The following is an 11,998-nucleotide window of genomic DNA, read 5'->3' on the forward strand; positions in this document are numbered from 1 at the left end:
GCATCACACGTCCACCGCCCCGTCCGCGGGTCCACCCCGGACCTGCCAAGATCCGTGCGTGAGCGACGAGCGGGAGACCCTGACCTACGAGGACTTCGGCCGGGCGGCCCGGGAGCTGGCCCAGCAGGTCGCCGACAGCGGCTTCGAGCCGGACCTGATCCTGTCCATCGCCCGCGGCGGGCTCTTCCTCGGCGGCGCGCTGGGCTACGCGCTGGACGTGAAGAACCTCTTCGTGATGAACGTCGAGTTCTACACCGGTGTCGACGAGCGGCTGGAGCTGCCGGTGGTGCTGCCGCCGACGCTCGACGTCGTCGACCTGACCGGCACCAAGGTGCTGATCGCCGACGACGTCGCCGACACCGGCAAGACCCTGGAGCTGGTCAAGGAGTTCTGCGCCGGCCACGTCACCGAGGTGCGCACCGCCGTGGTCTACGAGAAGCCGCGGTCACTGGTGCGGTGTGACTACACCTGGAAGCACACCGACGCCTGGATCGACTTCCCGTGGTCGACCCTCCCGCCGGTCGTCTCCCGCGGCGGCACCGGCCACTGAACGAGGACCCGGCCTAGCGGCGCGTCGAGGCCGTGACGGTGAACGTGGGGTCGCGGGTCACCTGGCGGGTGGGGCCGACGATCCGACGGAGCGCGTCGCGGTGCGGCAGGTGGCTGTTGTAGACGGCCCACAGCTCACCGCCAGGCCGCAGCACCCGGGCCGCGGCGTCGAACAGCCGTTCTGCGGCGGCGGCGTGCACGGCGACGCCGAGGTGGAACGGCGGGTTGCAGACGACGAGGTCGACGCTGCCGTCCGGGACGCTGCTGGCGGCGTCGTCCCGGATGACGGTGACCCGGCCGGTCAGCCCGTTGGCGGCCACCGTCGCCTCGGCCGAGGCGCAGGCCGCCGCCGACTGGTCCGAGGCGACGACCGACAGGCCGGGCCGGGCCATGGCCAGCCCGACGGCCAGCGCCCCGGTGCCGCAGCCCAGGTCCAGCGCCGTCGCGGCGTCCGGCACGGCGCCGGGGAGCGACCGGAGCAGTGCCCGGGTGCCGCGGTCGACCTTGGCACCGGCGAAGGCCGCGCCGTGGGCGCACACGGTCAGCCCGAGGTCGGGGTGCTCCCGGCAGACCGGGAAGGACGACGTCCCCGGCTTCGGCCCCCGGGCGACCAGCAGCCGGGACTTCTGCCGGCCGCGGGTCGCGTGCACGTCGGTGAAGCGCTCGCCCAGGACGTCGTTCATCGCGTGGGTCATGTGCTTGACCCGCCCGCCGACCAGCAGCGTGACGTCGGGGGCGGCGTCGGCGGCGACCACCTCGGCCAGCTCGCGCAGCGCGTCCAGCCCCTTCGGCGCCTGGGCCAGCACCACCCGGGCGCCGCGCACCAGCTCCGACCCCAGCGGCAGTGACCGGTAGGTGCCGGCGTACCCGGTGCGCTCGGCGTTGCCGGCCAGGGCCAGCTCACCGACCAGCAGGTCCTGGTGCACCCGGACGTCCGTCGCCCCGTGCAGCGCCACCGCGCCGAGGGTGAGCGCGCCGTGCGAGTCGTCGATCACGACCACGCCGTCCGGGTGCTGCCGGATCAGCTCGGCCGCCTCGTCCAGGAGCAGGCGGTCGGTCGCGTCGACGGCGACCAGTTCGGGCGCGTCGACGTCGGGCTCGCGGCGGAGCTGGGCGAACAGTTCGTCGGGGACCACGCGTCCCACTGTGCCCGGCGGCCAGGCACGGACCGACACCGCCCCCGTACGCCCGATCGGGTGATGCTGTTCCGGAAGGGCGCTCCCATTGCCGATGTGCGTACTGCCGGTCGTGGCCCCACGGTCGGCGGATCACCGTCTCCGGGAGAACCCGATGCCCCGCACCACCCAGTGGTTCGCCGACCGTCCGGTGCGGATCAAGGTCCTCGCCTCCACGGCCGCCGCCGGCACCGTCGCCGCGGTGGTCGGCGGACTGGGCCTGACCGCGCTGGCCGACTCGGCCGCGACCAGTGAGGCCATCTACGCCGACAACGTCCTCAGCATCGAGGAGATCGGCCTGATGATCGACGACGTCGAGCAGATCCGGCTGGCGATCAGCGCTGCGACCGCCATCGACACCCACGCCCCGCAGCTCTCCGACGTCCACACCCTGATCGCCGACTACGGACACCAGGTGAGCGCCTACGCCGCCACCCACCAAGCCGGCCGGGAGCACGACCTGCTCGTCGAGGCGACCGAGGACCTGGCGCAGATCGACACGCTGACCAGCACCGTCCTGGTGCCCGCCGCCGCAGCGGGCGGCGGGACGACCGCGGTGCCGCCCGGGGCCGAGGAGGTCGACCCGCTGCTCACCGAGGTGATCGCGGACCTCGACGAGCTCCGCACCATCGACACCCGCGAGGCCGCGGCCGCAGCCGCCAACGCCCGGGAGTCCTACGAGCACCACCGCACCGTCGCCCTCGTCGTGCTCGGGATCGGGCTGGCGGTCGCGGCGGGCATCGGCCTGCTGGTGGCCTCGGTGATCACCCGGGGCATCCGTTCGGTGCAGTACGTGGCCGAGGGGCTGGCCGTGGGCGACCTGACCCGCAGCACCGGGCTGACCAGCACGGACGAGCTCGGCCGGATGAGCGCGGCGCTGGACGAGGCGACCGGCGCGATGCGTGGCGTGCTGGCCGAGGTCGGGTCGTCCGCCGACGCGGTCGCCGCCGCCGCGGAGGAGCTGTCCGCCTCGGCGGCCCAGATCGCCTCCTCGGCCGAGGAGACCAGCGCCCAGTCCCAGGTGGTGAGCTCGGCCGCCGAGGAGGTGTCCCGCAGCGTCGACACCGTGGCGGCGGGCGCCGAGGAGATGGGCGCCTCGATCCGGGAGATCTCGCAGAGCGCGAACGCGGCGGCCGTGGTCGCTGCCGCCGCGGTGGCCCAGGCTCAGCAGGCGACCGCGACCGTCACCGCCCTCGGCGAGTCCAGCCGGGAGGTGACCGCCGTGGTCAAGCTGATCACCTCGATCGCCGAGCAGACCAACATGCTCGCCCTCAACGCCACCATCGAGGCGGCCCGCGCCGGGGAGGCCGGCAAGGGCTTCGCCGTCGTGGCCGGCGAGGTCAAGGAACTGGCCGAGCAGACCGCCCGGGCCACCGAGGAGATCGTCCGCCGGGTCGAGGCGATCCAGGCCGACTCCGCCGGCGCGGTCACCGCCATCGACCGGATCAGCGGCGTCATCGGGCAGATCAGCGACCACCAGACCACGATCGCCAGCGCGGTCGAGGAGCAGACCTCGACCACCGCGGAGATGGCCCGCTCGGTGACCGAGGCGGCCAGCGGGTCGAGCGAGATCGCGGCGAACATCACCGGCGTCTCCCAGGCAGCCGACTCCACCACCCAGGCACTGACCCAGACGACGACCGCGGTGGCCGAGCTCTCCCGGATGGCGACCGGCCTGCGCGGGGCGGTGGGCCGCTTCACCTGGTGAGCGGGCCGGCCCGCGATCTGGGCGCGACGACGGCGAGCCACTGCACGACCTTTCCGAGTCGGCGTGGCGGACTCCAGGCCGCCCGGGTCGGGCAGTGAGAGGCTGACGGACAGCAGGCGTGGTGTTCCCGAGGAACGGAGAGCTCACTGAGGTTCTCTCGCAGCCTCGACCCGGATGACCCAGCGGACGTGCGCAGCGACATCCGGGTCACCGTCGCCATGTCGATCGTCCTCATCGGGCTTGCCGCATGGTCCCTGTGGCACGACGAGGTCGGTCTCGGGCTGGGCTGCCTCGTCGGAGCCACCGCGTACCTGTGGCTGGCTCGCCGCAACCACCGGATCGGTCGGAGCCGCGGGTGGTTCTCGGCTCCCGACTCAGGCAGAGCTGAGGACGGTCGATCGCCGGACTGACAGTGCTCCGACCCCGCCACTGCCGAGGATCGCGATGTTCATGGCCTCTTCCTGGTGCCGGGGACCGTCGTGTCGGGGCGAGCGGAGCTTCGGGGTGGGTCAGTGCCGTGCCGTCACCAGGGCACGACGCCGGCGTCCTCGAAGAAGCCACCGGTCGGGCCGCCGTCGGGCAGCGTGGCCAGCCGGATGGCGGTCGCGGCGCCTTGCTGCGGGGTCCGCCCGCCGCGGAAGCCGTTGAGGTCGGTGGCGACGAAACCCGGGCAGGCCATGTTGACGAGGACGTTCGTGTCGGCCAGCTCCTGGACGTACTGCAGGGTCACCGCGTTGAGGAACGTCTTCGACGGCGCGTAGGCCACGGCGACCGGACCGGTGGTGGTCTCGCTGCCGGGGCCGGACTGCCGGGTGAGGGAACCGACGCCGCTGGACATGTTCACGATCCGCGGCGAGGCCGAGCGGCGCAGCAGCGGCAGCATCGCGTTGGTGACCCGGATGACGCCGATGACGTTGGTCTCCACGACCGTGCGGATGACCGCCGGGTCGACGGTGCTCGGCTGCTGCGGGTGCCCGCCGGTGATGCCGGCGTTGTTGACCAGGGCGTCCAGGTGTCCGGCACGCTCGGCGATCAGTTCGGCGGCGGCGGTGACGCTGCCGTCGTCGGTCACGTCCAGCGGGACGCCGAAGGCGTCGACGCCGACATCGCGCAGCCGACCCACCGCATCCTCACGGCGGGCCCGGTCGCGGGCACCGATCCCGACACTCCAGCCCAGCGCGCCCAACCCCGCCGCGATCTCGTAGCCGATGCCCTTGTTCGCCCCGGTGACCAGGGCGGTCTTCGTCTCACTCATGTCCTCAGCCTGTGGGCCGTCCGGGTGACCGTCCAACACCGCCTCGGTCAGCAGCGATACCGCACGGGTATCGACGGCCGGGCCGGACCTGGCTAGGCTCCCCGCTGTGGAGACTCGCGAGCTGCGGTACTTCGTCGCCGTCGCCGAGGAGCTGCACTTCGGCCGGGCGGCGCAACGCCTGGGCATGGCCCAGCCACCGTTGTCCCGCGCGATCAGCCAGCTCGAGCGCCGCATGGGCGTCGTCCTGTTGGAGCGCACGAACAGGTCGGTGACGCTGACGGAGGCCGGCGCGGTCCTGCTGCAGGAAGGTCGCACGGCCCTGGACGCGGTGGAGGCAGCCGAGCACCGCGCCCAGCGTGCAGCGCTGGCAGCCGCCGGTCGGGCCAGCATCGTGCTGGCCACCAAGGCCGGCGCCTCCAGCGAACTGCTGGCGAAACTGCTGCACGCCTACGCCGCCGAACCGAGGTCGATCCAGGTGGACGTGCTGCTCTGCGGTCCCGGCGAGCAGGAGCGGCTGCTGCGCAACGGCCGTGCCGACGTGGCGCTCCTCCACCGTCCGTTCGACGAGACGACGGGCTTCGAGGTCGAGGAACTGCTCACCGAGGGGCAGATGGCGGTGCTCCCGGCCGGCCATGCCCTCACCGTCCGCACGGACCTGCACCTCAGCGAGCTGGCCGACGTGCCGGACCTGCCCATGCCCCGCTGGCCCCGCCCCGACGGCAGCTACCCGGACGGTCCCGGCCCCGAGGTGCAGAGCCACAGCCAGCTCCTGCAGCTCATCTCCCTCGGCCGGGCCCTGATGGTCGCGCCCGACTCCTGCAGGTCGCAGCTGCACGACGACCTCGTCGCCGTGCCGATCGTGGACGCACCAGAGGTCACCACGGTCATCGCCTGGCCACCGCACAGCAGGTCCCGGCCCGTCGCCGACCTCATCCGGACAGCGCTGCGCCTCTGACTCCCTGCAGGCTCGATCCGTGCCCGTGTCGAGCCAGCAGCGCTATCGCGGGGTGGCTGCGATCAGGTCGACGACGACCTGGGCCAGCTCCGGGCCGACGTCCTCCTGGAGGAAGTGCCCGCCGCCGGCCAGCGTGGTGTGCGGCATCCTCTGGGCGCCGGGCACGAGCTTCTGGAACACCGCGTCGCCGCCGCCGGTGATCGGGTCGCTGTCGGAGAACGCCGTCAGGAACGGCTTCTCCCAGCTGCGCAGCACACCCCAGGCGGCCCGGTTGGCCTCGGCCGCCGGGTCGTCGGGGTGGGTCGGCACCAGCGACGGGAACACCCGGGCGCCGGCCTTGTACCGGGCGTCGGGGAACGGGGCGTCGTAGGCCGCGACCACCTGGGGCGCCATCTCCGTCGCCGTGCCGTTGGAGATGATCCGGCCCACCTGCATGTCCGTCATGCCGGCCGCCGCCCGCTGCCAGGCCAGGAACGCCTCGCTCATCGGGCGGTCGCCGGTGGGCAGGCCGGTGTTGGCGACGACGACCCGGACGAACCGGTCGGGGTGCTCGGCCACCAGCCGCAGGCCGAGCAGCCCGCCCCAGTCCTGACAGACCAGGGTGAGGTCGGTGAGCCGCAGCTCGTCCAGCAGCGCCTGCCGCAGCCACCCCACATGCCGGGCGTAGGTGTAGTCGGTCAGCTCGGTGGGCTTGTCGGAGCGGCCGAAGCCGACCAGGTCGGGGACGACGACGCGCAGCCCGGCCGCCGTCAGCACCGGGATCATCCGGCGGTACAGGAACGACCAGGACGGCTCGCCGTGCATCAGCAGCACCGTCTCGCCGTCGTCCGGCCCCTCGACGAGGACGGCGACCCGCAGCCGGCCGCCGTCCCCGTCGTCCACCTCGACGTACCGGGGCTGGTAAGGGAACTCCGGCAGGTCGGCGAACCGGTCCTCGGGTGTGCGCAGCGCGTCCATCACAGGCCTCCTCGACTGGTGGGACTCCGCCCGACGCTATCGAGGAGACCCGGACGTCAGACGCCGGGGAGGCCGACGGGGCAGCTGACGCCGGTGGAGTTCACCGGGCAGTAGCCGCCGGGCACCTTGTACAGGTACTGCTGGTGGTGGCCCTCGGCGTAGAAGAAGTCGCCGAGCGGGGCGATCTCGGTGGTGATCCCGCCGTAGCCGGCCGCCGTCAGGCGCTCCTGGAACACGTCGCGGCTGACCGTGGCAGCGGCCTCCTGCTCCGGGCCCTGCGGGTAGATCGCCGAGCGGTACTGGGTGCCGATGTCGTTGCCCTGGCGCATCCCCTGGGTCGGGTCGTGCTCCTCCCAGAACTCCTTCAGCAGCCGGTCGTAGGAGGTGACCGCCGGGTCGAAGACCACCAGCACCGCCTCGGTGTGCCCGGTGCGCGCCGAGCAGACCTCCTCGTACGTGGGGTTCGGGGTGTACCCGCCGGCGTAGCCCGCGGCGGTCGAGTACACGCCCGGGGTCTCCCAGAACACCTTCTCCACCCCCCAGAAGCAGCCGGCGCCGAAGACGGCCGTCTGCAGACCCGCCGGGAAGGGGGGCTGGATCCGGTTGCCGTTGACCGCGTGCACCTCGGGGACGCCGGGCAGCGGCTCGGAACGGCCGGTCAGGGCGTCCGCGGCGGTGACCGGCCGGGTCCTGGCGCGGGAGAAGAACATGATCCGATCGTAGGTCCGACCTGCGGCCTCGGGGCGGGTCGGCGAAGGTGGCCCGGTGCAGACGACACAGCAGACCGGAGATCAGTTGACGGGCCGGGTGGCCCTGGTGACCGGCGCGGCCAGCGGCCTGGGCCGCGCGGTCGCGGTCGCCCTGGCCGAGGCCGGGGCCACGGTCGCGCTGGGCGACGTCGACACCGAGGGCGCGGAGACGACCCGCGCCCAGATCGGCCGGGACGCCGAGGTGGTCGAACTCGACGTCACCGACGACGACACCCGCCGCCGGGTGGTCGCCGACCTGTTCGCCCGGCACGGGGACGCCTTCGACCTGCTGGTCAACGTCGCGGGCATCGACCGCCCCGGCTACATCACCGACATCGACCTGGCCGACTACCGGATGGTGCAGGCGGTGAACTGCGAGGGCCCGGTCTTCCTCACCAGCGAGTTCCTCAAGACCGTCCAGCACCGCCCGGCCGACACCGTCGCCGACGTGGTGCACGTGACGTCACTGTCCGCAGTGACCTCGGGCAGCGGCGCGATCGCCTACAACAGCTCGAAGGCCGCCTTCCGCAGCGCGACCCGGTGCATCCAGCGGGAGCTGCGGGAGAAGGGGACGGTCACCCCCGACGGCACCGAGGTCCCCTTCCCGGCGCGGGTGCACAGCATCGTGCCGGCCGCGATGGACACCCCGATGATGGAGCGCTGGGGCATCCCGGCGCACCGGATGATGCCGCCGTCCGACGTGGCCCGGATGGTGCTCACCATGGTCACCATGCCCGACACCAGCTTCGTCCCCGAGGCCTTCGTCATCCCCCGCAACGAGCCGGACTTCCCGCGATGAGCATCTCCGCCCGCGAGTGGCAGCTGGTCCGGCGTCCGCACGGCGAGCCGGTGGCCGAGGACTTCCGGCTGGTGACCGTCACCCGGCCCGACCCCGCGGAGGGCGAGGTCGTGGTGCAGACCATCGCGATGTCGGTGGACCCGTACATGCGTGGCCGGATGAGCGCCGCGAAGTCCTACGCCGCCAGCTGGGAGCTCGGCGAGACGATGCAGGGCGGGGCGGTCGGGCAGGTGGTCGCCTCCCGCTCCGACGCCGTCCCCGAGGGCGCGTTCGTGCTGCACGGCCAGGGCTGGCGGGACGTCGCCGTCCTCCCGGCCACGCACGTCTCCGTCGTCGAGTCGCTCCCCGGCCTGCCGCTCTCGCTGTACCTGGGCGTGCTCGGCATGCCCGGGCTCACCGCCTGGGCCGGCCTGTTCCGGCTGGCCGACTTCCGCGAGGGGGACGCCGTCTTCGTCTCCGGCGCCGCCGGGGCGGTCGGCAGCCTCGTCGGTCAGTTCGCCCGGCTGCGCGGGGCGTCGCGGGTCGTGGGCAGCGCCGGGACGCCGGAGAAGGTCCGCTGGCTGCGCGAGGAGCTGGGCTTCTCCGCGGCGTTCGACTACCACGACGGCGCGGTCGCCGAGCTGCTCACCGCCGCCGCACCCGACGGGATCGACGTCTTCTTCGACAACGTGGGCGGGGAGCACCTGGAGGCGGCGATCGGCGCCTTCCGGACCTACGGGCGAGCGGCGCTCTGCGGGGCGATCTCCGGCTACAACGCCACCACGGCGCCCCCCGGGCCGCGGAACCTGGGGTTGATCGTCGGCAAGCGGCTGTCGCTGCGCGGGTTCATCGTCGGCGACCACGCCGACCTGCGGCCGGAGTTCATCGGTGCGGTGTCGGGGTGGCTGCGGGACGGCTCGCTCGTCGCCCGGGAGACGACGATCGAGGGGCTGGACTCCGCCGTCGACGCGTTCCGGTCGCTGCTCAGCGGCGGCAACACCGGGAAGATGGTCGTCCGGCTGGCGCCCGACCCGTCCTGATCATGATCACCACGGGCTCACGGCTGTCTCCGGCCCACCGAGACCACCGTCAGCCCGTGGTGATCATGGGCGGCCACCCGGTTGGCGGCCGCGAGATCCGGGCAGAGTGCTGATCATGTGGCTCTTCCTCACCCGCCGTTTCCGCATGTGGGTCATCCTCACCGTCCTCGCCCCGGTGGTCATCACGGTGCTGCGCAAGCTGGGCCAGGCGCTGGAGAAGCGCACGGGACCGTCGGCGATCAGCAAGGGGCTGCTCAAGGCCGGCGACCTCGGCGAGAAGGCGCGTGTGAAGCTGGGCGGCAAGCGCCGCCGCTGACCGCAGCCCACACCCACGAGGACGACGTGACCGAATCCCCCAGCCCCGACGCCGACCGCCCCGACCCCCGCTCCCCCGAGCTCGAGCAGCGGCCGGCGGTCGGGGAGACCCGGGGCGTCGCGTTGTTCTGTCACGGCGGAACTCCCGCCAGCATCGAGCCACCGAAGACCCGGGCCCTCTCGCTGGTGCGGATGCGCGCCTTCGAGCAGTACGTGCACGCCAGCACCGCCGACCAGGGCATCGCCACCGCGGTGCTGCGCTACCGGGTGGCCGGCTGGAACGGTGAGGCCGCCGACGCGTACCAGGACGTCCGCTGGGCGATCGCGCAGCTGCGCGAGGAGCACGGCACCGACGTCCCGATCGTGCTGGTCGGGCACTCGATGGGCGGTCGGGCCGCGCTCCGGGCCGGCGGTGAGCCCTCGGTGACCGCGGTCTGCGCCCTCGCCCCGTGGACCCCACCCGGCGAGCCGGTCATGCACCTGGGCGGTCAGACGGTGGTGATCCTGCACGGTCGCGGTGACCGCTGGGTGCCCCCGCGGCTGTCCGCGGAGTTCGCGGTGCGGGCCCGCCGGGCGAAGGCCCGGGTCGCCCGGTTCACCATCGTCGGCGGGCACGGCATGGTCCGGCGGTCGCAGCGCTGGCACCGTTTCGCCCGGGACGTCGTCCTGGCCGGGGCCGGGCTGGCGCCGATGCCCGAGGCGATCGCCGAGGCGCTGCGCCAGCCCAGCCCCGAGGGCCTCGCCGTCCCGCTCTGACCCGTGGCCGTGCCCTTCCGCGACCCGGTGGCCTGGGCGAGGATGGCCCGGTGCGCGCACCTGTCCAGCCATCGACCGATGAGACTGCCGTCGCGGCTCCGCACCGGGAGCACGTCCGGGTCGCGCTCGGCCTGTCCGCCCTCTTCCTCGCGCTCCAGGTGGTCCTGACCGACCACGGCCACGTGGGCGCGGAAGCGGCTGGCTGGTCCTGGATGGTCGTCGGCTGCCTGCTGCTGGCGACCGTGTACCGGGGGCACAGCCGGGTGGCTCGCGGGGTGGTCGTCGTGAGCGCGCTCGTCGGCGTGGTCGTCTACGGCCTCGCCGCACTCACCGATCCCCGCGCCGCGCTCGTGGCGCTCAGCTTCCTCGGCCAGGCACTGCCCTTGCTGACGGCACCGGTGCGCCAGCACGTCCGGCACCACGACTGACCAACTCGGTCTCGACGGACAGGAGGCACAGCCGAACACCGTCGGCGTCGCGCTCGTCGTCCCGCGCTGGGCGGTCATCGAGCGGGCGACGGCCAGGCGGCCTTCGACAGGCAGGCTGCACCGTCCAGCAGCGCCTTGGACCTGTTCGTCAGGGTGGACTCCCGGTCGCCCAGGGCTGCCGCGACGCGGGCGGACCGACCAGCGCGCCGGAGTTCGGGCAGCAGGCGGCTGATCGTGGGGATGCGGTACCCGGCGGCCCGCAGCTGGTGGACGACGCGGGCGTCGCGCACGTGTTCGGGGGAGTACCGCCTCGCCGCACGTTCCCCCTGGCGGTCGGCGGTGAGCAGGCCTTCCGCCTCCCAGTGCCGCAGCGCCGAGGGACGCATCCCCAGCGCGTCGGCCAGTTCGGTGATCCCCATCGCGTCGGCGGGCCGCGTCGGCAGGACCGGTTCCGCGGCGAGGTGGTCCAGCGCGCTGCGGGTCTGCTCGAGCAACGAGCGCTCGTGGTGCAACTGCGCGTGGGCGGAGTCCAGCAGCGCCAGTGCCGTCTCCACCTCTCCCCGGTGGAAGGCCCGCAGGAGGACCTTGGCGGCCACCGGCCCCATCCCCGCGGCGAACGCGCGGTAGGCGCGGCCGGCGTTCACGTGGCTCTCCGTGTAGCGCCGGTAGCCGCTGTCGGCGCGGTCGGCGGCCGGGAGCACTCCCTGGGCCTCCAGGTCGCGCACCAGTTGCACCGAGCAGCCCAGAGCGCGAGCGACGTCCACCGGCCGCAGAACGGCCCGTTGGAGGGTTCTGCCCGAGGACTCGCTCACTCGTGCAGCAAAGCCTCCACCAGCACTTCACTGCAACCCTGGAGCAATGACCGACGACGACGTCACCACCTGTGTCGCCACGCTGGAGGGGGTGGTGGTCTGGACGGCGTCCCCGGGCGACGGATCACCCGAGATCGCCTGGGGCGACTCCTTCGTCTACTACTCCCCCGGCGGCACGGTTCCCGCGGCCACCCAGCCCTTCGCCACCATCGTGACCAAGGACTACCCCGACGACTCCAGCAGCCAGCTGCACCGCCCCGGGACCTTCCGCGTCAACATCCACGTCGGGACGGACGCCGCCGCCCGGGCCCTCGCACAGCAGCGGAGCACCGACTGCACCGGCGCGCAGCCGGGCGGGAGCGAGCTGGCCGCTGCCGACGTGCTGCGCCCCCACCCGACCTACGGCCGCGCAGGGTGGCTGACCGTCATCAACCCCGGCGAGCGCACCGAGGCCATCACGCGCGCACTGCTGACGGTCGCGTGGGAGAACGCGCGGTCCCGGTACCAGCGGTCGAACTGAG

At 73.3% G+C, this 11,998-nt stretch carries 14 protein-coding genes; 9 read left to right on the forward strand and 5 right to left on the reverse strand.

The window, feature by feature from the left end:
- Window positions 1-58: 58 nt before the first annotated feature.
- A complete protein-coding gene (locus tag O2V61_RS09630) occupies window positions 59-550 on the forward strand; it encodes a phosphoribosyltransferase (RefSeq protein WP_269157570.1) in 492 nt (163 codons plus the stop codon).
- A 13-nt stretch (window positions 551-563) separates the two neighbouring features.
- Here O2V61_RS09630 and O2V61_RS09635 read toward each other — a convergent pair whose 3' ends face one another.
- Window positions 564-1,685, reverse strand: coding sequence for a class I SAM-dependent methyltransferase (locus O2V61_RS09635; protein ID WP_269183094.1), 1,122 nt, complete (start codon window positions 1,683-1,685; stop codon window positions 564-566).
- A 154-nt stretch (window positions 1,686-1,839) separates the two neighbouring features.
- On the opposite strand from O2V61_RS09635, the gene O2V61_RS09640 reads away from it, so the two are divergent.
- Window positions 1,840-3,432: a methyl-accepting chemotaxis protein gene (locus O2V61_RS09640; RefSeq protein WP_269183095.1), complete on the forward strand. Its 1,593-nt coding sequence runs from the start codon at window positions 1,840-1,842 to the stop codon at window positions 3,430-3,432.
- Window positions 3,433-3,955: 523 nt separating this feature from the next.
- On the opposite strand, the gene O2V61_RS09645 is transcribed toward O2V61_RS09640, so the two are convergent.
- Complete coding sequence (locus O2V61_RS09645; protein ID WP_269183096.1) at window positions 3,956-4,687, reverse strand: SDR family oxidoreductase; 732 nt, start codon at window positions 4,685-4,687, stop codon at window positions 3,956-3,958.
- Between the two features lie 106 nt (window positions 4,688-4,793).
- On the opposite strand from O2V61_RS09645, the gene O2V61_RS09650 reads away from it, so the two are divergent.
- A complete protein-coding gene (locus tag O2V61_RS09650; RefSeq protein ID WP_269183097.1) occupies window positions 4,794-5,642 on the forward strand; it encodes a LysR family transcriptional regulator in 849 nt (282 codons plus the stop codon).
- Between the two features lie 42 nt (window positions 5,643-5,684).
- Here the strand turns inward: O2V61_RS09650 and O2V61_RS09655 are convergent, their stop codons facing one another.
- Together O2V61_RS09655 and msrA are read right to left on the reverse strand one after the other, a co-directional pair.
- Window positions 5,685-6,599, reverse strand: a complete 915-nt coding sequence (locus O2V61_RS09655) for a haloalkane dehalogenase (protein ID WP_269183098.1) — start codon at window positions 6,597-6,599, stop codon at window positions 5,685-5,687.
- 56 nt (window positions 6,600-6,655) lie between these two features.
- Window positions 6,656-7,309, reverse strand: coding sequence for a peptide-methionine (S)-S-oxide reductase MsrA (msrA, locus tag O2V61_RS09660; RefSeq protein WP_269183099.1), 654 nt, complete (start codon window positions 7,307-7,309; stop codon window positions 6,656-6,658).
- A 55-nt stretch (window positions 7,310-7,364) separates the two neighbouring features.
- Here msrA and O2V61_RS09665 point away from each other — a divergent pair, with 55 nt between their 5' ends.
- The 5 genes from O2V61_RS09665 to O2V61_RS09685 all read left to right on the forward strand — a co-directional run bounded on the left by O2V61_RS09665 (window position 7,365) and on the right by O2V61_RS09685 (window position 10,665).
- Window positions 7,365-8,147, forward strand: coding sequence for an SDR family NAD(P)-dependent oxidoreductase (locus tag O2V61_RS09665; protein ID WP_269183100.1), 783 nt, complete (start codon window positions 7,365-7,367; stop codon window positions 8,145-8,147).
- Window positions 8,144-9,166 carry an NADP-dependent oxidoreductase gene (locus O2V61_RS09670; RefSeq protein ID WP_269183101.1) on the forward strand — a complete coding sequence of 341 codons (1,023 nt, stop codon included), beginning with the start codon at window positions 8,144-8,146 and terminating at the stop codon, window positions 9,164-9,166. Before O2V61_RS09665 ends, O2V61_RS09670 begins: the two co-directional genes overlap by 4 nt.
- A 115-nt stretch (window positions 9,167-9,281) precedes the next feature.
- Entirely contained in the window at window positions 9,282-9,482 is a 201-nt protein-coding gene (locus O2V61_RS09675; protein WP_269183102.1) for a hypothetical protein, read from the forward strand.
- 26 nt (window positions 9,483-9,508) lie between these two features.
- Window positions 9,509-10,237 carry an alpha/beta hydrolase gene (locus tag O2V61_RS09680; protein ID WP_269183103.1) on the forward strand — a complete coding sequence of 243 codons (729 nt, stop codon included), beginning with the start codon at window positions 9,509-9,511 and terminating at the stop codon, window positions 10,235-10,237.
- A gap of 50 nt (window positions 10,238-10,287) precedes the next feature.
- Window positions 10,288-10,665 carry a hypothetical protein gene (locus O2V61_RS09685; protein WP_269183104.1) on the forward strand — a complete coding sequence of 126 codons (378 nt, stop codon included), beginning with the start codon at window positions 10,288-10,290 and terminating at the stop codon, window positions 10,663-10,665.
- Window positions 10,666-10,739: 74 nt separating this feature from the next.
- Here the strand turns inward: O2V61_RS09685 and O2V61_RS09690 are convergent, their stop codons facing one another.
- Window positions 10,740-11,477 carry a MerR family transcriptional regulator gene (locus O2V61_RS09690; RefSeq protein ID WP_331254221.1) on the reverse strand — a complete coding sequence of 246 codons (738 nt, stop codon included), beginning with the start codon at window positions 11,475-11,477 and terminating at the stop codon, window positions 10,740-10,742.
- 46 nt (window positions 11,478-11,523) lie between these two features.
- On the opposite strand from O2V61_RS09690, the gene O2V61_RS09695 reads away from it, so the two are divergent.
- On the forward strand, window positions 11,524-11,997 hold the full coding sequence (locus O2V61_RS09695) for a DUF6194 family protein (protein WP_269183106.1): 474 nt from the start codon (window positions 11,524-11,526) through the stop codon (window positions 11,995-11,997).
- The last annotated feature ends 1 nt before the right edge of the window (window position 11,998 follow it).

Origin of the sequence: Modestobacter sp. VKM Ac-2985 (genome assembly GCF_026967925.1) — a bacterium.
Taxonomy (GTDB): Bacteria; Actinomycetota; Actinomycetes; order Mycobacteriales; family Geodermatophilaceae; genus Modestobacter.